The 25,911-nt window shown below is 25.4% G+C and carries 28 protein-coding genes; 22 read left to right on the top strand and 6 right to left on the bottom strand.

Going from position 1 to position 25,911, the window contains the following annotated elements; translation table 4 throughout:
• Window positions 1-9: 9 nt before the first annotated feature.
• The gene (locus AACL04_RS03590; RefSeq protein WP_339029631.1) at window positions 10-327 is read left to right on the top strand and encodes a PTS lactose/cellobiose transporter subunit IIA; all 318 of its coding nucleotides are present in this window, start codon (window positions 10-12) and stop codon (window positions 325-327) included.
• A gap of 19 nt (window positions 328-346) precedes the next feature.
• Window positions 347-1,306 carry an ROK family protein gene (locus AACL04_RS03585; RefSeq protein WP_339029630.1) on the top strand — a complete coding sequence of 320 codons (960 nt, stop codon included), beginning with the start codon at window positions 347-349 and terminating at the stop codon, window positions 1,304-1,306.
• 132 nt (window positions 1,307-1,438) lie between these two features.
• Here AACL04_RS03585 and AACL04_RS03580 read toward each other — a convergent pair whose 3' ends face one another.
• Window positions 1,439-2,410 carry an IS3 family transposase gene (locus tag AACL04_RS03580; protein WP_339029629.1) on the bottom strand — a complete coding sequence of 324 codons (972 nt, stop codon included), beginning with the start codon at window positions 2,408-2,410 and terminating at the stop codon, window positions 1,439-1,441.
• Window positions 2,341-2,688, bottom strand: coding sequence for a hypothetical protein (locus AACL04_RS03575; protein ID WP_339029627.1), 348 nt, complete (start codon window positions 2,686-2,688; stop codon window positions 2,341-2,343). The genes AACL04_RS03580 and AACL04_RS03575 overlap by 70 nt, the downstream gene beginning before the upstream one ends.
• A gap of 252 nt (window positions 2,689-2,940) precedes the next feature.
• Here AACL04_RS03575 and AACL04_RS03570 point away from each other — a divergent pair, with 252 nt between their 5' ends.
• The 8 genes from AACL04_RS03570 (at window position 2,941) to AACL04_RS03535 (ending at window position 10,925) form a co-directional block, all read left to right on the top strand.
• Window positions 2,941-4,146: a hypothetical protein gene (locus tag AACL04_RS03570; RefSeq protein ID WP_339029625.1), complete on the top strand. Its 1,206-nt coding sequence runs from the start codon at window positions 2,941-2,943 to the stop codon at window positions 4,144-4,146.
• 2 nt (window positions 4,147-4,148) lie between these two features.
• Window positions 4,149-6,347: a PTS transporter subunit EIIC gene (locus AACL04_RS03565; RefSeq protein WP_339029623.1), complete on the top strand. Its 2,199-nt coding sequence runs from the start codon at window positions 4,149-4,151 to the stop codon at window positions 6,345-6,347.
• Window positions 6,348-6,376: 29 nt separating this feature from the next.
• A complete protein-coding gene (locus AACL04_RS03560; protein ID WP_339029621.1) occupies window positions 6,377-6,676 on the top strand; it encodes a PTS sugar transporter subunit IIB in 300 nt (99 codons plus the stop codon).
• A 56-nt stretch (window positions 6,677-6,732) separates the two neighbouring features.
• Window positions 6,733-7,836 (top strand): MupG family TIM beta-alpha barrel fold protein, encoded by a 1,104-nt coding sequence (locus AACL04_RS03555; protein WP_339029619.1) that lies wholly within the window; start codon window positions 6,733-6,735, stop codon window positions 7,834-7,836.
• A gap of 4 nt (window positions 7,837-7,840) precedes the next feature.
• Complete coding sequence (locus AACL04_RS03550; RefSeq protein ID WP_339029617.1) at window positions 7,841-8,104, top strand: hypothetical protein; 264 nt, start codon at window positions 7,841-7,843, stop codon at window positions 8,102-8,104.
• Window positions 8,105-8,203: 99 nt separating this feature from the next.
• Window positions 8,204-9,988: a PTS transporter subunit EIIC gene (locus tag AACL04_RS03545; RefSeq protein WP_339029616.1), complete on the top strand. Its 1,785-nt coding sequence runs from the start codon at window positions 8,204-8,206 to the stop codon at window positions 9,986-9,988.
• Between the two features lie 41 nt (window positions 9,989-10,029).
• Window positions 10,030-10,239, top strand: coding sequence for a hypothetical protein (locus AACL04_RS03540; RefSeq protein WP_339029615.1), 210 nt, complete (start codon window positions 10,030-10,032; stop codon window positions 10,237-10,239).
• Window positions 10,240-10,247: 8 nt separating this feature from the next.
• Window positions 10,248-10,925, top strand: coding sequence for a hypothetical protein (locus tag AACL04_RS03535; protein WP_339029613.1), 678 nt, complete (start codon window positions 10,248-10,250; stop codon window positions 10,923-10,925).
• Between the two features lie 33 nt (window positions 10,926-10,958).
• Here the strand turns inward: AACL04_RS03535 and AACL04_RS03530 are convergent, their stop codons facing one another.
• Window positions 10,959-11,597 carry an ATP-binding cassette domain-containing protein gene (locus AACL04_RS03530; RefSeq protein WP_339029611.1) on the bottom strand — a complete coding sequence of 213 codons (639 nt, stop codon included), beginning with the start codon at window positions 11,595-11,597 and terminating at the stop codon, window positions 10,959-10,961.
• A gap of 9 nt (window positions 11,598-11,606) precedes the next feature.
• Window positions 11,607-12,335: a hypothetical protein gene (locus tag AACL04_RS03525; protein WP_339029609.1), complete on the bottom strand. Its 729-nt coding sequence runs from the start codon at window positions 12,333-12,335 to the stop codon at window positions 11,607-11,609.
• 137 nt (window positions 12,336-12,472) lie between these two features.
• On the opposite strand from AACL04_RS03525, the gene AACL04_RS03520 reads away from it, so the two are divergent.
• The 8 genes from AACL04_RS03520 to AACL04_RS03485 all read left to right on the top strand — a co-directional run bounded on the left by AACL04_RS03520 (window position 12,473) and on the right by AACL04_RS03485 (window position 18,296).
• Entirely contained in the window at window positions 12,473-13,291 is an 819-nt protein-coding gene (locus AACL04_RS03520; RefSeq protein ID WP_339029607.1) for a MurR/RpiR family transcriptional regulator, read from the top strand.
• Window positions 13,292-13,367: 76 nt separating this feature from the next.
• Window positions 13,368-14,996, top strand: coding sequence for a PTS transporter subunit EIIC (locus AACL04_RS03515; protein ID WP_339029605.1), 1,629 nt, complete (start codon window positions 13,368-13,370; stop codon window positions 14,994-14,996).
• 9 nt (window positions 14,997-15,005) lie between these two features.
• A complete protein-coding gene (locus AACL04_RS03510) occupies window positions 15,006-16,211 on the top strand; it encodes a MalY/PatB family protein (RefSeq protein WP_339029603.1) in 1,206 nt (401 codons plus the stop codon).
• On the top strand, window positions 16,198-16,572 hold the full coding sequence (locus AACL04_RS03505) for a Rid family detoxifying hydrolase (protein ID WP_339029601.1): 375 nt from the start codon (window positions 16,198-16,200) through the stop codon (window positions 16,570-16,572). Before AACL04_RS03510 ends, AACL04_RS03505 begins: the two co-directional genes overlap by 14 nt.
• 212 nt (window positions 16,573-16,784) lie before the next feature.
• The gene (gene infC, locus AACL04_RS03500; protein ID WP_339029600.1) at window positions 16,785-17,315 is read left to right on the top strand and encodes a translation initiation factor IF-3; all 531 of its coding nucleotides are present in this window, start codon (window positions 16,785-16,787) and stop codon (window positions 17,313-17,315) included.
• Window positions 17,316-17,334: 19 nt separating this feature from the next.
• Window positions 17,335-17,529: a 50S ribosomal protein L35 gene (gene rpmI / locus AACL04_RS03495; RefSeq protein WP_339029598.1), complete on the top strand. Its 195-nt coding sequence runs from the start codon at window positions 17,335-17,337 to the stop codon at window positions 17,527-17,529.
• 13 nt (window positions 17,530-17,542) lie between these two features.
• Entirely contained in the window at window positions 17,543-17,908 is a 366-nt protein-coding gene (gene rplT / locus AACL04_RS03490) for a 50S ribosomal protein L20 (RefSeq protein WP_339029596.1), read from the top strand.
• A 67-nt stretch (window positions 17,909-17,975) separates the two neighbouring features.
• A complete protein-coding gene (locus tag AACL04_RS03485; protein ID WP_339029594.1) occupies window positions 17,976-18,296 on the top strand; it encodes a hypothetical protein in 321 nt (106 codons plus the stop codon).
• Window positions 18,297-18,323: 27 nt separating this feature from the next.
• Here the strand turns inward: AACL04_RS03485 and trpS are convergent, their stop codons facing one another.
• Window positions 18,324-19,337, bottom strand: coding sequence for a tryptophan--tRNA ligase (trpS, locus tag AACL04_RS03480; RefSeq protein ID WP_339029593.1), 1,014 nt, complete (start codon window positions 19,335-19,337; stop codon window positions 18,324-18,326).
• 97 nt (window positions 19,338-19,434) lie between these two features.
• On the opposite strand from trpS, the gene AACL04_RS03475 reads away from it, so the two are divergent.
• The gene (locus AACL04_RS03475) at window positions 19,435-20,244 is read left to right on the top strand and encodes a hypothetical protein (protein ID WP_339029592.1); all 810 of its coding nucleotides are present in this window, start codon (window positions 19,435-19,437) and stop codon (window positions 20,242-20,244) included.
• Window positions 20,244-20,612 carry a hypothetical protein gene (locus AACL04_RS03470; RefSeq protein WP_339029590.1) on the top strand — a complete coding sequence of 123 codons (369 nt, stop codon included), beginning with the start codon at window positions 20,244-20,246 and terminating at the stop codon, window positions 20,610-20,612. The genes AACL04_RS03475 and AACL04_RS03470 overlap by 1 nt, the downstream gene beginning before the upstream one ends.
• On the opposite strand, the gene AACL04_RS03465 is transcribed toward AACL04_RS03470, so the two are convergent.
• Complete coding sequence (locus tag AACL04_RS03465) at window positions 20,613-20,915, bottom strand: rhodanese-like domain-containing protein (protein WP_339029588.1); 303 nt, start codon at window positions 20,913-20,915, stop codon at window positions 20,613-20,615. It lies immediately after the preceding gene.
• A 159-nt stretch (window positions 20,916-21,074) separates the two neighbouring features.
• On the opposite strand from AACL04_RS03465, the gene AACL04_RS03460 reads away from it, so the two are divergent.
• Window positions 21,075-22,790: a ribonuclease J gene (locus AACL04_RS03460; protein ID WP_339029586.1), complete on the top strand. Its 1,716-nt coding sequence runs from the start codon at window positions 21,075-21,077 to the stop codon at window positions 22,788-22,790.
• A gap of 85 nt (window positions 22,791-22,875) precedes the next feature.
• Window positions 22,876-25,854, top strand: a complete 2,979-nt coding sequence (locus AACL04_RS03455) for a DNA translocase FtsK (RefSeq protein WP_339029584.1) — start codon at window positions 22,876-22,878, stop codon at window positions 25,852-25,854.
• Window positions 25,855-25,911: the final 57 nt, after the last annotated feature.

Here is a 25,911-nt window from a genome sequence, read left to right as displayed (position 1 = left end):
AGAGCAAAAATGAGTGAAATTAATTGAGAAAATATATCAATGGAAATGATTTCTTGTATTGGAACTTCAAAATCGAATGCAATAAAGGCAATTCGTTCAGCAAAGGTAAAGGAATTTAATATTGCAAATAAATTAATCCAAGAAGCTGAGTTGGAAATGACAAAAGCTCATAATCTTCATTTTGATATTGTCTCAAGAGAAGCAAATGGAGAAAAGCTTGATTTAAAATTAATATTTATTCATGCTGAAGATCAAATGATAACTACTCAAGCAATTATTGATCTTGGAAAAGAAATGATTGAAATGTATAAAATTATAAATAAATAAAATTTTGGGAGGGCATAATATGCCAAAAGCATTTACAATAGATTTAGGAGCCACAACTGCTAAATGTGCTTTTTTTGATAATATGAAAATTAGTCATACTTTTATTTTTAATACTATAAATAAAGATAAAATACTTGAAAATATTGCAAAAGAAGCTTTTAAAATAGCAAAAGAAAATGAAATTAATATGAGTGAACTTGATTTCATTGGAATAGCAGTTTGTGGAATTGTTGATAATAAAACTGGAACAGTGATTTATTCAACAAATTTAGGCTGAAAAAACTATCCAGCTAAAAAGAATTTAATAAAGTTATTTAATAATAAAAATGTATTTGTCTTAAATGACGCAAAATCTGCAGCTTATGGGGAATGAGCAATTTCTTTAAAAGGAAAACCAGACTCAATGGCATTGTTTACATTGGGAACTGGCGTTGGTGGCGGAGCCATTTTTGATAGAAAGTTAGTTTTTGGAGATAACACTGGACTGCCAAGTGAACCAGGACATGGTGGTGGTTTTCAATCAGAGTGTCAATGTAGTTGTGGTTTAATTGGTTGTATAGAACCAGTATCTTCAGCGACAGGTATTGAAAAAAAATTAAAACAGGTTGGTTCAAAATCTAAGGGTCCATTAGGTAAAATATTTAATCAGTTAAATGGAGATATTCATATTATTGATGTAGCAGATTTAGTTAAAATTAAAGACCCGGAAGTTATAAAGGTATTTGAAGATAGTTTAGAACCATTAGCTAAATGTATATCAGTATTAATTCATTTTTTTGATTTATCAATGATTGTTATTGGTGGAGGTCCTTCCAATTTAGGCGAGCCATTAATTAAAATTATTAAACAAAAATTAAAAAAATACGTTTTACCAGATTTTTACTCAAGAATAACTATTAGAACAGCGCAATTAGGAAATATGGTTGGAGCTTGAGGAGTTTACAAATATGGTATAGATAATTTAATAACAATAAAATAAATTTATTTTATTAGTAAAAGACAAGACTTATTTAATAGGTTTTGTCTTTTTATTTTATAACTGTAACTAAGTAATTAAATAAGTGCTTAAATTTAAAGTGAATATACTTTGTCAAGTATACAAAATGTTTTTTTATAAAGTAATTGCATTTAATGCAATTACTTTTATTTTGTTTCAATTATTAAAGTATTCATAAGATGGAGGGTTAGAAGTTTTAACTCGTATTCTTTCATAATTATAGAAGTGAATATATTTACTAATAGAGCTTTCCAATTTTTCAAAAGAGTTTACTTTTAACTCTTTTTTTCATTCCTCTTTTAATGAAGAAAAAAATGTTTCACACATTGCATTATCTATTGAATTTCCAGGTCTTGATAAAGAAATAATTATATTATTCTTTTTTGAATAGTTTTTTGCAAAAAATGATGTATATTGAGAACCATTATCAGAGTGAATTATAAGCGATTTACTTATGTCATTTCTATATTTTGTTGAATTAATAAGAGTATCTCTATAAATTTTTATATCATTTATTTTAGACAATTTATAACCAACTATAAATCCTGTCTTAACATCCTTTAAAATACTAAGATAAGCAAATTTATTATTTAATGGTAAATAAGTAATGTCAGTCACTCAGCATTCATTCTTCTCATAAATTTCTCATTTTCTATTAACAATATTGGGTCCATGAGTAATACTTTTCTTTTCCTTAGGTTTTCTAATCATCTTTTTAACTCTAATTACTGAATACATCTTATATATTCTCATTATTCTTGCTACTTTATTTTGACTAATCTTTATTCCCTTATTTTTTAAACATATTGTTATTCTTGGACTACCATAAATACCTTTATATTTAAAAAAGTGAAACTTTATTTCTTTTGCAATATTAATGTCTATTTTTATAATATAATCCTTTTTACCATTGCTAACTCACCTATAGTAACTTGATCTAGTAATTTTTAAAAGCTTACATAAATCCGAAATACGATATTTGTATTTAAATTCTTCTATGATTTTATAAATATAATTTATTTTTTCTTTTGATTTTCCATCATTTCATTGAACTTTTTTATAACTTCATTTTCCATTTCTAATCATTTAATTTTCTTTTTAAGAATTGCTAGTTCCTTATCTTTTGGGTCTAAAGAATTTGGTCTAACACTAGAATGCTTGTTGTGCTTTCCTGTTTTTGAAATTAAACATTCAGCTCCATATATTTTATAATTTATGCAAAGGTTTCTTGCTGTTGAATAAGATACACCATATTCAATTGAAAGCTCTCTAAAAGTTCTATTTTCATTATAGTGTCTATTTACTAACTCTTGCTTTTGTTTGATACTTAAAATATTTGATTTATTACCTGTAACATTTGACATATAAAAAATTCTCCTTGTATACATTCTATGTTTTTTTTAACATTATGTATACTTAGAGAATTATATTCACTTAAATTTAAAGTACTTATTTTTTATACTTATATTATTAATTATTCTATATTTTAGTTATTTTTTTATTAGAAGTATAAAATAAGAAAAAGGTTTATTATTTATAAAAACTAAATCTTGAATTTATTTATTTGTATTTAATGCCTTAAATATTATAAAATATATATAGAAAGAGTTGATTATATGAAAAAACTAATATCTGTAATTGGTGCTTTAGGATTAAGTACTTCTTCGATTTTACTAACTACTCAAGTTGTTTCATGTAATGCAACTTGAGCGTTAGAATTTAAAGCAATTCTAAAAAAAGATGCACAATCAATTGCTGAGAACAAATATTTCAATATTACAAGTAAAATTGATTTATCAAATAAGGTACGTAGAAACTTATTCTCATTGGATATTAATAGTGAAATTAAAAGAAATAATGCTCTGTTAAAGGAAATAACTAATGAGTCATTACAACTATTTTCAATAGCCAAAAACTATTTTGATTCAATGGTAGTAATTGATGAGGAAAGTGATAACAATAATGATTATTATTACTATGTGCTTCAAGATAAGGAAATTTATGGTAATTCTTCTAAAATAATGAATTATGAATCAGAAAAGAATTTTTTGGATTTTTTTGGAGATGAGATAATAAAGCCTGAATTTCAATCAAATGCAGCTAGATTTGCAGTTCTAAAAAATAACTTAAAATTTACACAAGCCTATTATGAAGTAATAACAAAAGATATTTATAATAATTATCAACAAACATCTCAAAATAAGGCTTATATTGAGAGTATTCAAGAAATGAATAAATACGTTGAAAATGGTTTTTTTGTACCAATGCTAAAGTTTATAGTAATGGAAAAAGTAATTAGTAGTGGAAACTCTTTAACAAAACTTAAATTTGATAAGAGTATTATTGAATATCTTAATGTTGGTCAAAAAGGAGAAGATTCATTAAAAAATTATACTGGTTATTGATATGATTCAAAAAATAAAGATACTAGCGGGATCTTAACTTATAATTGAAGTTGCGAACATACTTCAAAAAGCAATAGTGAATTAAATTATATAGCAATGAAAGAAGAAGAAAAAATTGCTTATTTAAATAGTTGAAGAGCATGTGAAGATTATAAAGGAAAACCTCCAGAGCAATTAAACAATGAAGAGGCATTAGAAATTGATGATAATTTAATTGAAGTAATGTCTTTGGGTATAAAAAAAGAAGATGGAAAAATTAATGATGCAATAGTCGAAAAAGATTTTGGTCTTGAAGAAAAAATAATAATTGTTCCTAGAGTTCATTTTAATGGGTTAGAAGGAAGTTTAAATAGTGAAGAAGTTCAAAAATTCTTTAAATATGGTTTCCAAGAAACAGATGATGGGGGTAACTTTTAATTATGCAAAAGTATGAAAATTATCCTGAAATTTTTGAAGCAACAAAAATTATTAAAGAAAACAAAATAAAGTTAAAAAATAATAGAAAAGAATTATTTGAATTATCTAATGAACTTCATCAAAAGAAAAGAAAGTTAAAGTTGGTATCTTCAACTTTTAATAAAATTAAAAAAGAAAAACAAAAGGATTTAAAAGCAAGTTTTGATTTATCACTTTCAATTGCAAAATATCAAAAGACTGATATAAATAAACTCTATGAAGATTATGAAAAGAACATTCAAAATTTGGATTCAGAATATGAAGAGAAAAAAATAAATAGGCTTGAAAAAAATAAATTGGATATTGAGCAAACTAAAAGTAAAATTTCTTTTATAAAGTCTCAAAAAACCTCTATGAATTCCAAAAATAAGGAACTTAAAATAAAAATTAAAAAAGAATGAAATGATAAAAAGACTTTAATTAAAGAGGAGCACTTAAAATTAAAGGAACAACTCAAAGAAATTAAATTAGATGTTACAACTAAAATATTGAATTATAGAAAAAACTATAAAATTGAATCTGAAAATCTAATGGAAAAATGAAAAAAGGATAATCAAAGTCTTGCTGATATTGATGATATCTTAAAAAAACAAAGAAAAGCCAGAAGAATTAAACCTTTTCAAAATGAATTAGATGAAACAATTTATGATCTTTCATTAAAAATTAATGAAAATAAAATTTTTTATGAAAATAAAATAAAAGAAGAAAAATTCAGAATAAAACATCAAAAACTTTTAATTAGATACAATGCTGGTAAAGCAGATCCTTTAAATATAAAAATAACTGTAGATAAAGTAACTAATGCTTCTGGAAAACTTTCGAATTGAAAATTTATGGTTGCATTAAAAAATGGATTTTTTTCATTAATGCCATTAGTAATAGTTGGTGCTGTTTTTATTTTAATTAATAATATAATTTTAGGAGCAGCCAATGGTGGATTTTTTAACTTCTTTTATTTAACTGCTGACGAATTAGCTATTTTAGATAAATTTAAAACAATTGGTTCCTATATTTGGAATGGAACTTATGCATTCTTTGGATTTTTACTAGCAGGGGCAATTGCATACCATTTAGCACCTTATTATAAGGTTAATCAATGATCTGCGGCTGTTGTTGCATTTGTAGCATTTCTTATTATGAGTCCGTCATTTTGAACAAATATAGGAGTTTTTGGAACTTCAGGAATGTTTACTGCCATGATTATAAGTATTACTTCTACTGTTTTATTTGGTAGACTTTCACAAAATGAAAAATTTAAAATTAGAATGCCTGAATCAGTTCCTGATGGAGTTTCTAAATCATTTAATATTTTAATTCCTTATACAATCTCAGCAGTGTTTTTTGGAATTATTGCATTTTCAATTACTTGAATTGGTCAAAGCGTAGGAGAGATTTCTATTGGAACTGAAAAAGTTACATTCATTGATTTAAATGGTTTAATAACTGTAGCAATTCAAAAACCTATGGTTAATGCAGTTTCCGGATTTGGTGGAATGATAGCAATAGTTCTTTTATGACAAATATTGTGATTTATGGGAATTCACGCTAGTGGAGTACTTTCACCAATATTAGAACCAATTCAACTAGACGGACTTACTCAAAATCAACAATCGTTAGCTGAAGGATTAAATCCAGAATATGTTTTTACAAATCCATTTATGAATAACTTCATATTTATGGGAGGTACTGGAGGAACTATTGGTTTAATTCTTGTCATATTAATGTTTTCCAAACGGGGCGATTATAGATCTATGGCAAAAGTAACTTTAATTCCAGCTTTATTTTGTATTAATGAGCCATTGCTATTTGGGTTGCCTTTAGTCTTAAATCCAATATTATTTGTACCATTTATTGTTGGACCACTATTAGCAGGATCATTTGCTTATTTTGCAACAGTAGCAGGAATTATGCCACATTCAAGTGTTATGGTTCCATGAACAACACCACCAATACTTGGTGGAATCTTAACAACAAAAAGTATTATGGGTGGCTTTGTTGCTGGGATAAATCTAGTTATATTAATGGGATGTTATGCGCCTTTTATTTTAATGGCAAATAAAATAGAACAACGTGAACTATTAAGCAAGTTTACAAAAAAACCAAAATTAGACGAATTAAATATATTAGAAAATAATAATAGAATAAATAATTTAAATTCATAAAGTTAAATTATCTTGGGAGGAAATCAAATATGAATAAAAAAATACTATTAGCTTGTAATGCAGGAATGAGCACATCAATTTTAGTTAAAAATATGCAAAACTATGCATTTGAAGAAGATATAAATGTTGAAATCAAAGCTGTTTCGATAAATGAAGCTAAACTTAATGGAAAAAACTGAGATATAGTTCTATTAGGTCCTCAAGTTGGTTATGAACTTGACGAAATGAAATCATATCTTAATATGCCTGTTTTTGTTATAGAAAAAGAAGATTATGGTAAAGCAAATGGAGAAAAAGTTTTAAAATTTGCTTTAAAAAACTGTAAATAAAAATCACTTCAAAAAGTGATTTTTTTATTGATAAGATTATACTAGTGAGGTAATTTATGAAAAGAAAATTAGGAATATCAATTTATCCAGAGCAATCAACTTTTGAAAAGGATAAGCAATATTTAGATTTAGCAAAAAAATTAAACTATGAAGTAGTCTTTACAAGTATTTTACATTTTGTAGGATCACAAAATGATAAGAAAAAAGCCGAAATGGTTTTAAAATCTTTAAAATATGCAAAGGAAATTGGATTTTATACTATATTAGATGTTGAGTATCAATCAATGGAGCTAATTGGAATTAATGTTAATGATATATCAAAATGTAAAGAATATGGAATTGATTGTTTAAGATTAGATTCACCAAGCTTACCATTTGAAATTGCAAATATTACTCATAACAAGGGAGCAATTGATATACAGTTAAATATGTCAAATAATGATAGTTTAATTGATAATGTAATAGATTTTAAACCAATAAAAAATAGATTAAGTGGATGCCATAATTTTTATCCCTTAGAATATACTGGTTTGCCTTTTGACTATTTTAGTGAAGCAAATAAAAGATATTTAAAATATAATTTATCTACTGCAGCTTTTGTAGGAAGCCATCATGGAAATATGACCTCTGCTGTAGGTTGAAAAGAATTACCTACTTTAGAAGAACAAAGAAATCTAAGTATTTCTGAACAAGCAAAAATTTTATTTTATACAAACGAAATTGATACAGTTATAATTGGGAATGCATATGCAACAAAATCTGAGTTGGAAGAACTTGCAAATATTGATAAATATGAAATAACTTTGAATTTAAAAACGATTTATAAAATTAGTAAAATAGAGCAAAATATATTAGAATTTAATCATTTTAGAAGAGGAGATATTACAGAATATTTTATAAGATCAACTTTCTCAAGAGTTGAATTTAAAAATGATTCAATTCCTTCACAAAATACTAAAAAAATTTATAATAAGGGAGATGTAGTAATAATAAATAATAATGACATTAAATATAAGGGAGAGTGTCATATAATTTTAAAAGATAAATTTGAAGATAAACATCAAAAGTATAATTGAATTGGTACAATAAAAAAAAGTGAGTATAGACTACTTAACTTTATTGGTCCATGAAGCCATTTTAGATTTAGAATAGAGGATTAAAAAAATGCTATTAGGTTCATTAAGTACAGGAACATTTTGAACATTGTTTAGTTTTGGTATTTTAGGATTGTTACTTGGAATTTTTTCAACTATCTTTTTTATTAGATTTAAAGGTAATAAAAAAGATGAAAAGGATTCTTTTAAAGTTATTACTACTAAATTTAAAATATTTAGATTCTGACAATATTATGGTATTTTTACTTTAGCAGTAGTGGGTTATTTGATGGCATTAATTTTCTTAGCTATTTGTTTAGGGGAATTAATTTAGTTTAAAAAATTTTTCTAAAAATGTAACTTTTTATAGAAAATTGTTGCATTTTTTTTTTTTTTTGTACTATGAATTTATAAGTAGAAAAGGAAATGAAAAATGAATAATAAAAGTTTACATTTAACTAATGAAAAAAAGTTAAAGACTAAAAAAGTTAAAGATTCAAATAATTCAAGTAGTGGATGAAGTAAATTTTTAACTATGCTTCAAGAATTGGGAAAAGTACTACAATTTCCAATTGCAGTTTTACCATTTGCAGCTATTTTAAATCGTTTTGGAGCTTTAGGTATTACATACAGTACTAATGTTGATGGTGAAATAACTAATCAAATAGGTTATTGAATTTCGTTGATTATTCAAAAGCCAGGTTCAATTCCATTTGATAATCTTGCATTATTATTTGCTATTGGATGTGCTTTTGGATTAGCCAAAGATCATCGGGGTGAGGTTGCTCTTGTAGCCGTAATATTTTATTTATCTATTGCAGCATTAACTGGCGAGGGAACTCTTCCTGAAATGCTTTATGGAAAATTAATGACATTTACTACTAAAGATGGAGATAGTTTTTCAAAATTACTTTATGTACAGCAAATTAAAGAGGGAGATGTAATTGGAGGAGTTTATGTTTTAAGTACTGGAGTGCTTGGTGGAATAGTATCTGGTTGTTTATCAGCATTTTTATATAATAGATTTAAAGATATAAAACTTCCAACTGCTTTATCATTCTTTGGAGGTCGTAGATTTGTACCAATGATAGCACTTGTAGTTACAATTCCAACAGCATTAGCTTTTGCAATTATTTGACCTTGAATACAATTAGGTTTAATTAGTTTTGGTACAGCAGTTGCTAATCCAGAAAACCCAGCTGTGGCAATACCAGGAACAACAGCTTACTCAATTTTAAATAGACTATTGTTACCATTTGGTTTACATCAAATTATGAATACATTCTTTTGATTCCAAATGCCAGTTAGTGGAAATATAGTTCAACCAGGTTTTGGTTCAATTCCTTCAGTTGGAAATGAATGAGTAACTGAAATGGGAGATATTAATGCATTTGCAAAAGGTATTAGTAACTCAGGATTATTTCAAGCAGGATTTTTCCCAATAATGATGGGTGGTCTTCCAATGGCAGCTGTTGCAATGATAATGACAGCTGATAAAAATAATAGAAAAGAAATTGCAGGATTCCTTGGAGGAGTTGCTGGGGTTTCATTCTTATCAGGAATTACAGAACCATTAGAATTCTCATTTGTATTTATTGCACCTGTTTTACTTGGAATTCATGCAGGACTTACAGGAATATTTATGGCAATAACTACAGCTATGAAAATACAAATTGGATTTGGATTTAGTGCCGGATTTATTGATTATGCAGCTTCATTACCACAATCATGAGCATTGTCAAATAATCAAGGTACTATAATATCTAACCCATTATGAATCTTAGTTCTTACAGCAGCAGCTGGAGCTACTTATTACTTTGTGTTCTACTTTGTAATTAAATGAATGAATCTTTCTACACCAGGTAGAAATGTTGAGGCAATATCTGCTAAAGGTAATTTAAATACTTCAAGTAAAGCTTCAACTTCAAAAGAGGTTTCACAAAAGGGAGATAAATATGAAAATATGGCTTCAAAAATTGTTGAAGCCATTGGAAAAGATAATTTTGTAAGTATTGATAATTGTGCAACTAGATTAAGATTAATTTTAAAAGATAATAGTAAAATTGATGATGCCTTAATAAAATCTGCAGGAACTTATGGAATCAAGCGATTGGGAAATGAAAGTTTACAAATTGTTATTGGTCCAGATGTAGAACATGCAGCAAATGCATTGAAAAAAATAGTTGAAATTAAAGAAACAAAAGAAGTTAAAAAATAGTAAAAAAAGAAATGGTTACATTTCTTTTTTTGGAGGAAAATATGGCTTTTAATTTTGAACAAGATACTGATTGAATATTTACTTTTTGCAAAAGTTGTTGAGATTTTAAAAAATTTGTTTTTAAAAATCCAATTAATTTTGAAACAAAGTCTTCTTATAATGGAATTTGTGTGAGTTGTAAAAAAGAACAAAGAATAAATTTAAAGGAGGCAAGAGATTATTATGAACATCTTAATGATCATAATAATTAATAGAAATTATGGATAAATTTCCTTGATGAGCTATTTTGATTATTGTTTTATTTCTTATATTACTTTATTTTATTATTCCTTGAAACAAAATAACTAAAAAAGTAAAAGAGAAGGAAGACATAGTAAATAATCCAAAAGAGTTTATAGATTCTGAAGTTGATAAGAAGATAACAGAAGCAAAAGAGAATAGAAGTAATAGACCAATGCTTGGGATTTATAATTGATTTGGTAAAAAGGAAGCTTTGAGATTAAGAACAATTGTTTATGTTCAACCAGAAGAAGATAGTTGTGAGTTATGTATTCCTTTTGAAAATACTATTTTATCTTTAGAACAATATGATAATAAATATATTACAATGAGTGAAGCAATTTCAAAGGGATATCATCATATAGGTTGTAAACATATTGATATTGATTATTTTCCTGGTTCAACAAAAATTCCAGATAAAAATATTACAAAAGAAGAGCAAAAACTGAAGCATAATAAAATTTTAGGATTATATAAATTGGAAAATGGGATTAGAAATTTAAAGTATGAATATGATAATGTAAAAGCAACTGATGTCTTAAAAAATAAAATTGAAGTTACTTCAGAGGAGATTGAAATTTATTGTAAAAAGAATAAGCTTATAAGGAATATTGAAAGAGAAAATCCTAATATAGCTGATATAGATAAATTTAGATAAAAAAATTCAACTAACCTAATTTAGTTGAATTTTTTATTTAACTAATATATTGTCTATATCTATTTGATTAATTGAATTAACATCTTTTGAATCAATTACAATTTCACCATTTTTAAAACAAATGATTCTATTGCAAATTTGTTTTATTTTTTCTAAGTCATGATCAATAATAAAGAGATTTTTGTAATTATTTTTTATTTCTTTTATATCATTTAATAATTTATTTTTTCAAGCACTATCAAGAAAATTAAATGTTTCATCTAAAATTAAAATATCTGTTTTAAATAACTGAATAAGCATAAATTTAAAACGTTGCTGTTGTCCTGGAGATAGTTTAATAAAATAGGCTTCTTTAAATGGTAGTAAATCATAATTATCAAAAAATTTATTTATATCAATATTTTTCTTATTTAGGTTATTAAACATAATAACTAAATCTACTAATTTAACAAGTCCAAAATCACTTATTTGTTGTAATATACAATAACTATAATTTTGATCAACTTTAACATTTTTACTACTTTTAAAATTATTTGACAATAGTCTTAGAAATGTAGTTTTACCTGAACCATTTGCACCCATAACTCCAATAATTTCATTTTCACTTATTTCTAAATCATTAATATTAATTTGAAAAAAGTCTGATATTTTTTTATTCATATTGATTTTCATAAAAACCTCCTATTTTCTAAAAGTAAATATTAGTGCTCCAGACACTATTAATGAATAATTAACTAATATATCTAATCAAATATATTCATTTAAACTATTAATCATTGATATGTTAATAAGTGGAATTAAGTTAACTATTATTTTTATTATTTTATTATTTACACTAAAACTAAGTAATGGCAAAAAATAGTCTATTCATGTGAAATACAATAGTATCACTGCAAAAAAAATTAATGATAATTCTTTTTTATCAGGAGAGATTTTAAAAATTAATATTAATATAACAAAAATAGTTATAATTAATGAAAATTGTTTAAAAAAATTATTTATAAAAAAGTTAATAACTCCATAGTCATTTAAATAATTTCTATAAAAAATTATAGATCAGAGAAAATAAATTATTAAGTTAGTTATTGAAATAATAAAACCAGTTAATATATAAGCGAGAATTATTTTTTTAGATTTAATTTTTGAACTTACTAAATGATTTCAGATTCCGCTTTGATAATCTTTATAAAGATATCAATTAAAGAACATAAAAAATAGAATAAAACTTATATTTATAAATTGACCTCTAATATTTATAAATTCCATTTTCTCTTCAAAACTTATTTCAGAAATAATAAGAGTTGCTATATCAAGAATCAAAAAATAAAAATAAAAAATAAATAAAAACCCAAGTATTAAATATCACTTACTTTTCATTCTTTTAAAATTAAATTTTATTATATCCAACATAAAATCACATCCTAATAAAATTATATTCCTAAAAAAATTTTAAAGTTTGAAATATTGTTTAAAACTTTACTTTTAAAGATAAGATTAACTAGGAAATAAAATTTCCCAAATAGATTTATACATAGAGGAATATTAGTATGGAAGAATTAAAATTTTTAGCAATCTTAAAATCAATGGCCAATAAAAGTATTGAAGATATTAACTCATATATTGCAAATTTCATACTAAACAATCTCAAAATTATTAATGACTATAGTCTTGAAAAATTGGCTTTAGAGACAAATACCTCTAAACCATCCATTATTCGATTTTGTAATAAGACTGGTTTATCAGGTTATAGTGAATTAAAGTTTCAAATTAAAAACTTAGTAAAAAATAATTTGAAACTAAATAATCAGTTTAATTTCAAAAAGCAATTAATAGATAATAATGATAAATATCTAAATTATTTAGAAATTAAAAACAAGTCTTCTGATATTGTTTTAAAAAGATATCTTTCAAATGAAGATAAAATAAAAGAACTCTTAGATAAAATATCTAAAGCAAATTCAATTTATATGTTTGGAATGAATTTAGCTTATAATATATCAAGGAATTTTGTTCAAAGAATTAGATGGTTAAATAAAACTATAATACAAGAAAGAGATTTAAATTCTATAGAGTCCTACGTTCAACAGATTAATAAAAATGATGTTGTATTTATTTTGAGTTTATCTGGAAATAGTAAATATCTAATTGAATTTGCATCAAAGTTAAAAGACAAGACATATATTTTTGGAATTCTTGGCGATAATGGAGAAATAAAAAAGTATTGTGATAATGTAATTGAAATACCACAACTTGAAGATAAAATTTGAGACTCATTTTCAATAAGGGGTCAATGTTTAATCCAAATTTTGGACTATATTTATATGGATTTAACAAATCATTTACTTAAGAAGGTACAAGGTGATTAACTAAGGTACAACATTAACTAGAACTCTTAATTATTTTTTTGCTTTAAGTAATATTAAAGTGAAAGGAATAATAAGTATGAAAAGGTTAGGGTTTAAAAATCAAAAAAATATGGAAAAAATTAATACTAAAAAATCAAGAAATGGTTTATTAAATAAATTTCAAAAGTTAGGAAGAACATTTATGCTTCCAATTGCAATGTTGGCTTTTTGTGGAATTTTATTAGGAATTGGTGCTTCGCTTACTTCTAATGCAACTATTATACAAATACCTTGATTAAAAACTAGAGGTCTATATGATTTTTTTGTTTTATTAAAAACAATTGGAGCAATTGGATTTACTTTTTTGCCATTTATGTTTGCTATGGCTATTCCAATAGGTTTAGCTTCTGATAATCAAGGATCAGCTGCGTTTAGTGGTTTTATTGGTTATGTTACAATGCTTTTTGTTATTAATTTTACTTTAAATGTTTTACCTGAGAATTTGACCTCAGAAGGGACATTTATTGGTAAATCAACACAATCAATTTTGGGTATTAAAACTATGGATATTGGAGTATTAGGAGCTATATTTGTTGGTCTATTAGTATATTGGCTACATGAAAAATTTCAATATATTAGTTTGCCAAATTCAATATCATTTTGAGGTGGGACTAGATTTGTTCCAATAATCTCATTGTTAATATTTTCTGCAATAGCAATTCCTACAACTTTTATATGACCTTGTTTTAATCAATTAATATATTGAATTGGTTTAGGAGTACAAAAGGTAGACTGATTTGGTCCTTTCTTATATAGATTTACAGAAAGTTTAGTAAGACCCACAGGGATGCATCACGTTATAAATACAATCGTTAGATTTTCAGCTGTTGGAGGAACAATTGTTCTTCCAAGTGGAGAAAAAATTACAGGAGCTTTAAATATTTTTTATAAGGAATTAGAATTAGGATTGCCAATTTCTGCATCAGCAACTAGATTTCTATCTCAAGGATATATGCCTACGGTAATGTTTGGTTTACCAATGGCAGCAATTGCCATATATGTTCTTGCAGAAAAGGAACAGAAAAAAATGGTAAAGTCTGTAATAATACCTGGAATTGTTGCAAGTGTTGTAGGGGGAATTACCGAGCCCTTAGAATTTCTATTTCTATTTGTTGCTCCATTGTTATATTTGGTTCATTGTTTTTATATTGGACTAGCATATATGATTGTAGGATTATTACAAGTAAAAATTGGAAATACAGATGGTAATATTATTGATTTTATTGTTTTTGGATTAATGCAAGGGTTAGTAACTAAATGATACTATATTCTACTAGTTGGTCCAATTTGGGGAGCACTCTATTTCTCAACCTTTTATTTTTATATAAAATATAGAGATGTAAAAACTATTGGTAGAGAAGCATTAAGTGAAGAAGAAAAAATTACTTTAATAAGTAATGAAAAAAATGAAAAAATAGATACTTCAAATGAGGTGGCTGCAAAATATATTGAATTGTTAGGGGGAAAAGAAAATATAAAAACTTTAAATAATTGTTATACAAGGTTGCGAATTACTTTAAATAATCCTAAGAATATTTCCCAAGAAGCAGTAAAAGATTTAGGAGCAATAGCAATTAAGTATATCGATGATTATAATATTCAAATAATTATTGGCCCAAAAGTTGAGAAGCTAAAAAATGAAATTGCAAAATTAATAAGAAACTAGGTGAAAATAATGAATAAAGACTTTAATAGAAAAATTGATAGATCAAAAAACAATGAAAGAAAATGATCTATTGAATACTTAGAACAAAATTACAAAATTGATTTTTCAAAAAAATTTTATAATCTTTCAATTGCGGACTTAGACTTTCAAACACCAAAACCCATTGTCAAATCAATAATTTCTAGAGCTAAGAAAAAAACTTATAGTTATACTTACACAAAAAGAGAGTCTCTTGAAGCAATTAAAATTTGATATGAAAAAATGCATAATATAATTTTAGAAATTGACTTAATAAAGTTAGTTCATGGAACAGTAAATGCAATGTTTGAAGTAGTAAAGTGCTTTACTAAGAAAAATGAATCAGTTTTGATTCAATCACCAATATATCAACCATTTGAAAGATCAATTATTAAAACAAAAAGAAATGTAATATATAATAATCTAATTTATAGAAATAATAATTATTATATTGATTTTGAAAATTTTGAAAGTCAAATTGTTAAAAATAAAATAAAACTATTTTTATGATGTAATCCTCATAATCCTGGAGGAAGGGTTTGAGAACAAACAGAAATACTTAAAATTATAGAGATATGTAATAGACATAATGTTCTAATATTTTCTGATGAGGTTCATGGGGATTTGGTTTTAAATCAAAAGCATAATTCTTTATTAAATTATTCGTCTCAATTTAATAATTTTATAGTATGTAATTCGCCAAATAAAACTTTTAATTTGGGAGGTTTAAAGGGGTCGTATATGATTTGTTCTAATAAAAAAATCTTGGAACAAATCTCAAATCAATACGAGTCTGATTCCTTAACCTCTTCAAATATCTTTTTTCAACCAGCCTTGGTAAGCGCATATACAAATTCCTATTCTTATAATTGATTACAAACTCTAAAAAGATATATATATTCGAATTATATTTTTTTAACTCAAGAATTATCTAGTTTTAAGAGTTTAGAAATTATGGAAATGGAAGCTTCCTATCTAGTTTGAATAAAACTGAAATTAAATTTGGATTTAAAGGAACTAAAACAACACTTTATAGAAAATAACTTAATTTTAAGCTATTCAGATGACTTTGCAGATTGTAAAGATATCTGAATTAGATTAAATATAGGTATAAATAAAAGAAATTTAAAAGAGGTAATTAAGAAAATAAAATTAGTATTATTAATTACAAAAGGAGAAAAAAATGAAAATTATTAACACTTTAAAGGCACCCAAAGCAATAGGCCCATATTCACAAGCCATATTAACTGAAGAAAATTTTTTATATATTTCTGGACAATTAGGATTAAATCCTGAGACAATGAATTTAGAAGAAAATATTGAGTTACAAACAAAAAGAGCTTTACAAAATATTGATGAGATATTAAAAGAAGCTAATTTTACTAAAAAAAATATAATTAAAACTACAGTATTAATTGAAAATATTGCAAATTTTGATGTAATTAATCATATTTATGCAGATTATTTTGAAGAACATAAACCAGCCAGAAGTGCCTTTGAGGTCTCAAAACTACCTAAAAATGGGCTAATTGAAATAGAAGTCATTGCTAAAAAATAAGCAGTTTCAGTTAGAATAATATAAATTTCAAAAAAAATTTGAAATTTCAAAAAACTATATTATAATAATTAAGGTTTAAAGAAAGAAGCGCACAGCTCACCGTAATTTGTAAAGAAACGGTATAAAACTTATTTATTATCTATATATAAAATAAATAAATTTTAAGTGTGCTCCTAATCTTTTAACGGCACACTTTTTATTTCGGAGGACAAATGGCAGACAATAAAAAAATAATAACAGATTTTGTAAATAGAGAAATTAGAGCAAAACAAATTTTAATTATTAATGATGATGGGACTAAAAATGGTCCATTAAATAAATTTGAAGCTTTAAAATTAGCAGAAGAAGCAGGTTTAGACCTATTTCAAGTTGGTATGCAAGATAGTAATACAGCTATTGCTAAAATACTTGATTATGGTAAGTTCAAATATGAACAAAAACGTAAACAAAAAGAAAATAAGAAAAATCAAGTTAAAGTTGAAAATAAGGAAATTCGTTTAACTGTAGGAATTGGAGAGCATGATCTAGATACTAAAGCTAGAAAAGCAAGAGAATTTTTATTACAAGGCGATAGAGTTAAAGTATCATTAAAATTTAAGGGTAGAGAGATTACTTTTCAAGAATTTGGTAAAGAAACATTAGATAAATTCTTTACAAAAATTGAAGATATTGCAAAAGTTGAAAAAGAAGCTAAACTAAATACAAGATTCTTAGATATGTATGTAGTGCCAAAAAAAGGTTAATTATAGGAGGAGAGAATTTATGCCAAAAATGAAGACAAAAAGCTCTTTAGCAAAAAGAGTTAAAAAAACTGGTGCAGGTAAATTAAAAAGAGGTAAAGCTTATAGATCTCATTTAGCACAAAATAAATCAACAAAAAGAAAAAGACATTTGAAAAAAGCAACTTTCGTCTCAGCTGGAGATATGAAACGTCTAAAAGGATTATTACAAAATTAGGAGGTAGAACAATATGGCAAGAGTAAAATTTGGTAAAGTAACTAGAGCAAGAAGAAAACGTTGAATTAAAAGAGCAAAAGGTTACTATGGAACAAAAAAAGCAAACTATAAAAAGGCTCATGAACAAGTTGTACGTTCTATGGCTTATGCTTTTGTTGGACGTAAACTTAAAAAACGTGATTTTAGAAAATTATGAATTATTCGTATAAATGCAGCAGTTAGACCATTAGGATTAAGTTATTCAAAATTTATGAATGGTTTAAAATTAGCAGGAATTGATATTAACAGAAAAATGTTATCTGAATTAGCAATTCACGAACCAAAACAATTTGAATCAATCGTAACTTCATCTAAAAAGGCTTTAGAAGCTAAAAAATAATGAAATGAGCAATTTTAGCTCATTTTTTTAATTGTGTTAATATTATAATGATTAAAAGAGGTACCTTATGGCAAAAATATTAGAGAATAATAAAATTGAATTTTCAAAAGAGGATATAATTAGTGCTTGAAATAATTCTCCCAAATTAATTAATAGAGATGAAGATAAATTTAGATTGTGTTTTATATGTAAATTTTTTATGGATAAATCAAAATTTGAAAAGGGAGATTTCTCATGAGTATGTGAATTTATTGATCTTAAAAATTTTAAATTAACATCAGATAATCTAATTGCAATTCATCCACAGTGTAGAGAATTTAGACATAAAGATGATTGTACAAAAATTGTTAAAAAAATAAAAGCAACACAATGAAGTGCTGCTGATTAGATTAGAAACTCTACTTAAGAGTTTTTTTTATTTTCTCTTATAGTTTAAACCAGTTAAATTTTTTACTTTTGTTAATTTTTTACTTGCTAATTTTCTTGCTTTTTCTGCGCCTTGTTCTAATCAAGAATCTACTAAATCAGAGTTAAATAATTCCTTAAATTTTAGTTGAATTTTTTCTAATAAATCAACAACTACATTTGAAACTTCTTCTTTTAATACTCCATAGTCCTTATTATGAAAAAACTTTTCTGCCTCTTCAATTGAAATATTTTTCAAAGCTGAGTAAATTGTTAATAAGTTACTTACACCTGGTTTTTTTTCAATATCATATTTAATAATATTTTCTGAATCAGTTACAGCAGACTTTATTTTCTTTTTAACTTCATTAATATCATCTAATAAAGCAATAAAACTTTTTGGATTAGCAGCAGATTTTGACATTTTTTTTGTAGGATCTTGTAGATCCATTATTTTTGATCCAACTTTTGGAGTGTAATCTCCCGGAATTGTAAACATTTCTCCAAATTTATTATTCATTCTTTCTGCAATATTTCTTGTTAATTCAATATGTTGTTTTTGATCTTTCCCAACTGGTACAAATTCAGCATCATAAAGTAGAATATCTGCTGCCATTAGTGCTGGATATGTTAGTAAACCAGTAGGAATGAATTCAGTTCCATTTTCAGATTTTACTTTAGTTGATTTATCTTTAAATTGAGTCATTCTTTGTAATTCACCAATTGTTGTATTACATGTAAGAATTCAACCTAGTTGAGTGTGTTCTAAAACATCACTTTGTAAGAAAATTGTTGATTTTTTAGGATCCATTCCACAAGCAAAATATAAAGTGACCATTTCCTTTATATTTTTTCTTAAAGTTTCTTTATCAATTGGGGTAGTTATTCCATGAAGATTAGCTACAAATACATACATTTCAAATTCATCTTGTAATGCTACAAAATTTTTCATAGCTCCAATATAGTTTCCTAATGTCATTTTTCCTGTAGTGGTTATACCAGACAACATTCTCTTTTTAGTCATAATTCTTTGCTCCTTGATTTACATTTAATATTATACAATCTTTATATATTTTTCTCCCAAAAATAAGTAAAATTAATAATAGTTTAGAGGTGAAATAATGCTTTCATTTAGTATTATAAAAAATGATTATAAATCAACAGAAGAAGTTGTTTTTCATTTAAAAGAAAAGTTGGAATCAAGAGGATGAGTTTATAATGAAAAGTTACCAAATTATATCTTTATATTTGGAGGAGATGGTACTTTTCTAAAGGCTGTTTCTAAATATAAAGAACAAATAAAAGATGTTAAATTTGTGCCGTTTAAGTCTGGGGGAATTGGTTTCTATACTAATAAAAATAGAGTTGAAAACTTAGACGCTACAATAGATTCAATTGAAAAAAATAATTTTAGTTTAAATAATTTTGAATTATTAGAAATTAAAACAAAATCTCAAAATTTAATTGCTGCAAATGAAGTTAAAATTCTTAATGAAAAAACACCATTATATGTTGAAATTTATATAAATAATGAATTTCTGGAAAAATTTCATGGAACTGGAATTGTTGTTTCTACTTCTAATGGAAGTAGTGGTTATATGAAATCAGCTGGTGGAGCGGTGATTTTGTCAAGAAATAGTCAATTGTATCAACTACAAGAATTAGTTCCTGTAAGTACTAATAAATTTAGAACATTAAATGCACCTCTAATTTTAAATGATCAATATATTTTAAAATTAAAATTTGAAGATAAATCAAATGAGATAATGATAATTGATACTGTTGAATATTCAGTTAATGATTTAGAAATTGAAATAAGACCTTCAAAAATAAATATAAAAGTAGTAACTGATATTAGTAATTCTAAAAATACAAGTAAAATTCAAATTTTAAGAGATATTTTTATTAAAGATAAGGAGATAATTGAATAATGAATAATATTCTATATATTGTTATTGCCATTTTGTTTATTATTTGTTTCATTTCTTTGTTTCTTTATTTTTCAACATTAAGTATGTTAAGAAAGAGAAAAGAAAAATTTGGGATAAACTCAATTGAAAAAGGCTGAACTATTTATGAAAAAATTTTAAATGAAATAGGCACTATTCAAAATATTGATAGTATTAATAATGATAAGATTTTAATTTTATCAAAGCACTTAGTAAATACAAATAATCTAAAGAAACTAAAAATTAAGGCAGAACTTGAAGGAAAAACATTAAGTTTAACTTCAAAAGAATTTTCAATTAAGTTATTTTTAAAAAAATTAGAAGAGGAATTAAAAAATAAGATAAATTAATTATCTTATTTTTCTTTTATACTTATAAATCCCACCATCAAGTGTTTTTGCATTATAACCATTTTCTAATAAAAATCTAGCAACTTCGCCACTTCTATTTCCTGCATTACATACAGTCACAATTGGCTTATTTTCAGGATTCTTTTCTTTTAAAATAGTTTCAAATTTTTTTATAAATTCATCAATATGCACGTTTATTGCTCAATCAAAATGAGGTAAAGTCTTAAATTCCATTTCTGTTCTAACATCTAAAGTGAAATATTTATCGTAATTTAATGAATAATCTTCTACTGAAATATACATATAAATTTCTTCCTCTCTCATTAAGATTTTATTCTTTTATTTAAAAAAACTTTACTTTAACTATAAATAAATTATAATTAAATAGAATTCAATTCTGGTTAACGTTTATTAAAAAATTAAACAAAATAATAAGAAGAAATTAAAAAAAGGAGAAAAAATATGGCAGATATTAAATTTATGGCTCTTGGTGGTCAAGACGAAAGAGGAAAAAATATTTTTGTTATTAGTGTTAATGATAATTTATATATTTTTGATGCTGGAATTAAATTTCCAGAAAGAAGTGTATTAGGAATTGATGTAATAATTCCAAATTTTGACTTTTTGAAAGCAAATTCAAAAAAAATTAAAGGAATTTTTCTTTCAAATCCAAGTTCAAATAATTCAGGAGCAATTAGTTACATTTTAAGAGAAATAGATGTACCAGTTTATTGCAATGAACTTACAACAACAATTTTGAAATATAGAAATTTAAAATACAGAATTAAAAATAGAGAAAATAATTTTAAAATTATTAATGATAAAGATATCATTAATTTTGGTGATGTAAAAATAGAAGCTTTTAGAACAACAGCTGCATTTCCAGAATCATATGGTTATGCAATTCATACGCAAGATGGTGTAATTGTATATGCAGGTGATTATATTATTGATGGAAATGAACAATCATATTTCTCAACAGATATGAATCACTTAAATCAAATTGCTCAAAAGGGTGTTTTGGCATTAATAAGTGATGCAGAATACGCATCAAGAATTGGATATACAGTTCCAAATCATAGAATTGAAAAATTCATTGCAGCGCCAATGAAAGATAAAAAAAGACGTTTAATTTTAGGAATGTTTGAAGAAGATGTTTTTAAATTATTTGAAATAATAAAACAAGCAAAGGCAAATGATAGAAAAATAGCAATTTATGGAAAAACAATTACTAAGGTTGTTGAATCAAAAGTAATACAAGAAAGTTTACAAATCACTGAAAAAGACATTATATCTATTGAAGACTTTATGAAATCTCAAGATGGTATTTTGCTTTTAACTGGAGCAGGAGATCTTCTATATGCAAGACTTGCAAAAATAGCTGCAGGAAATGATGATAAGGTTGAATTTACAGAGAATGATACTATTATATTAGCAACTCCACCAGCAGCTGGGGTAGAAAAAAGACATGCTGAAATTTTAGATGAATTATCAAGAACAAATGCAAAATTAATATCATTAAGTGATAAAAATATTTGATCTATGAGAGCAAGTTATGAAGATATAAAATTGATGACAAGAATAATGAAACCAAAATCATTTATTCCAATTAAGGGTTTATATAAAGATTTTTTAAGTGCTGAAAGAGCAGCAATTGAAGCAGGAGTTGAAAAGAAAAATATTCAACTAATTAATAATGGGCAAATTTTAAAAATTAGTGATGGTGGAAAGCTAGTTATTGGTTCTGATTCAATAAAAACAGCAGATGTAAATGTTGATGGAATTGGTGTTGGCGATATTGGAGCAGTTGTTTTAAATGAAAGAAAGCAGCTTGCAACTGATGGAGCAGTTATAATTGGTGCAAATGTAAATAGTAAAACAAAAGAATTAATATCATTAATAGATATTCAAATGAGAGGTGTTATTTACATTACTGATGAAAATCCTATTTTTAAATTAATGCAAAAACAAATAATTGATATTTTAGAGAAATATAAAAATGAGGCAAAAACAAAACCTGCTAGTTTTGATTTAAATGCAATTAAAAAGGAAATTGTTTCAAGAATTAGAAGTACTTTGAAACAAGAAACTGGAAAGCAACCAATTGTTTTAGTAATAATTAATGAATTAGATGGTTCGTTTTTTGAGCCAAAAATGACTAAATCAAAAAACTCATAGTCTCTATGAGTTTTTGCTAATTGAATGTAAAAAAGGGTTAAAATATATTAAAATCATATGGTAAGGGCAAAATTAAGGTGAAATGATGAATAATAACAAAGGGCTAAATAATCATAATGATAATGATCGCACAAGGGCTTTTTCTATTCAAAAAAAACAAAGAAAAAATGACTCAATTTCTTGAATAGTTGGAGCTTTAGTATTATTTTTTTTAAATTTAATGTCATTGGGAAGAATTACAATAGTAGGTCAATTCTTCGATGATGTAATTTTTAATTTGCCATTTGGATGATTTAAATATTTTTTATACTCTTTATTTTTCTTACTAGACTTTTCAATTTATTTTGGAATAAAATTTAAACCTAAAAAAAGGTTTATAGCTATGATTTTTTTAACTTGGATTTGCTTATGTTGAATTATTAGTGCAATTTTGTTTATTGTTGCTTATCATGTAAAAACACAAGATTTTATAGTAAAAGATATATGGTCAGGAACAATACTAAAAGACTCATTAAATTCTTATTTAACTAATTGAAAAAATAACTCTATTTGAGGTGAGAATAGTGGAACAATTTGAATAGCAGACCCAAGTACATACTTTACAACTTGATCTGGTGGAGGATTAATAGGAACTCTTCTTTCTGGAATATTTGCATATACATCAATATATGTTGGTTTAATTATTGCAATTTTATTTCTTGTTTTGGATATGATTTGAATTTTTACTGGAGATCCTTTCTTTTTCTTAAAACCAAAGCATAAGCGTAGAGGTAAAAGATTAAGAATTCTTTCCCTAAAAAATACTCAAAGTGTAAATTATCCAGCTTCTGAAAAACCTAAAAGAGAAAGTAACGGAAGAGGGATTTTAAATATTTTAAATATTCAAAATGACGAAACTTTTGATGAAAGAATAATTTTGTCTTCATCAAAAGAATCAGATATTACAATCGAGCTTCCAAGTTTTCATAGAAACTATGAAAATAATATTTATGAAGAAGTAAATACTGATTTTTATAATGATGATTTTTCCAATGTAAATTTAGAAAGTTACAATTCAAATCAAAATTATAAAGAGCAATATGCTAATCCAAATCAAAATCAAAATCAAAATCCAAATTTAACTCAAAATCCAAATCAAAATAGAATAGTTGATTATAATTTAGATCAAAAAATTCATGAAGCTAGACAACAAGCTGAAAATTTAGTTAGAGAAGAACATAATTATATTCCAAGAAGAGAAAAAGACTATAGTTATGATTCTCTTCCATATGATACAAAATATGGTCAAGTATCAACTGAAAAAGCAAGAGAAGAATTAGCTAAAGAAACAAATATAACTCCTTTTGGTGCAAATGGAAAGACACTAGAATTAGTACAATCAAGAAATAGAAAAAACTCAATTAAAATTGATGAAGTTCAATCAGGTCAAATTACATTAGATCATTTTATTAGTGAAAGTAAAAAAGAAAAAGAAGAAGAGAAAAAAATGATTGAGGATTATGGTGATTATACTTCACCAATGCAAGAGAATGTTTCAAGAAATATTTTACATTCTTCATCATCATATCAATCAACAAACAAAGTTAATCAAACTATGGAAGTTAACAAAAATAAAGCAGTTGAAAAGGAACAATTTGTAAACAATTCATATCAATTACCATCAATTGATATTTTAAAAGTACATGTTGTGAATTTAAAAGACCAAGAAGAAATTACTAACTCAGCCAAACAAAAGGCGGAAAGTATCAATGAAACATTTAAACAGTTTGGTGTAAAAGCTAGTGTAAAAAATATGAGCATTGGACCTAGTGTAGTTAAATTTGAAGTACAACCTGAGCCAGGAACAAAAGTTAATAGTATTACTTCATTGGAAAATGATTTAAAATTAGCACTGGCAAGTCAAAATGTTAGAATTGAAGCTCCAATTCAAGGAAAAGCTGCCGTGGGTATTGAAATACCAAATGATAAACCAGAAGCAGTTCCAATGAGAGGGGTTATTGAAAATACACCAATTGTAAAAATGGGTAATAAGTTATTATTTGCTATTGGTAAAACAGTTACTGGAGAGTTACTATTTGGTGAGTTAGATAAAATGCCTCATTTACTTGTTGCTGGTTCAACAGGTAGTGGTAAATCAGTTATGATAAATGGAATAATCTCTTCAATCTTAATGAGAGCAAAACCACATGAAGTTAAGTTCTTAATGATTGACCCTAAAAAGGTTGAACTTTCAGTTTACTCTTCAATTCCACATTTACTTGCACCAGTTATTAGTGATATGAATATTGCAAATAGTGCTTTAAAAAAAGTTATTAATGAAATGGAAAGAAGATATGCATTATTTACAACATATGGGGTTAAGAATATAGCAGGATTTAATGCTAAACAGAAAACAGATTCAACTAAGTTACCTTATTATGTAATTATTATTGATGAACTTGCTGATTTAATGATGACATCAAATAAAAAAGATGTAGAAGACTCAATTATGAGACTTACACAATTGTCAAGAGCTGCAGGAATTCACTTAATTGTAGCTACTCAAAGACCATCAACTGATGTTATTACAGGTGTTATTAAATCAAATATACCTGTAAGATTAGCTTTCTCAGTTGCATCATCAATTGACTCAAGAACAATATTAGACTCAAATGGAGCTGAAAAATTAATTGGTAAAGGAGATTTACTTTATACAATTCCTGGAAGCACATCCCTTGTAAGAGCTCAAGGAGCTTACATTAGTGATGATGAAATTGAGAAATTAGTAAAACATTGTTCAAGTCAACAACAACAAATTTTTGACACAGAATTTTTAAAAGCTGAAGCAGAGGAACCAAGTTTTACTGTTAATCTTGGAGCTGGTCAGGATTCAATGTTTGATGAAATTAAAGATTATGTAATTAGAACGCAAAAAGCTTCTACAAGCTTAATTCAAAGAAAATTTAATATTGGTTATAACCGTGCTGCGAGAATTATTGACGAACTTGAAGAAAGCGGTATCATTGGACCTCAAAATGGTTCAAAACCAAGAGATGTTTATATTCAAAATGAAGATGTATATTAAAATCAGCAAATTAGTTTTGCTGATTTTAATTTATTTAACTATATATAATTATATTTG

The organism is Spiroplasma endosymbiont of Cantharis nigra, from assembly GCF_964019925.1.
Classification (GTDB): Bacteria; Bacillota_I; Bacilli_A; order Mycoplasmatales; family Mycoplasmataceae; genus Spiroplasma_A.
Note: the sequence above shows the minus strand (reverse complement) of the source record. Positions and strands in the feature narration are given on the sequence as shown.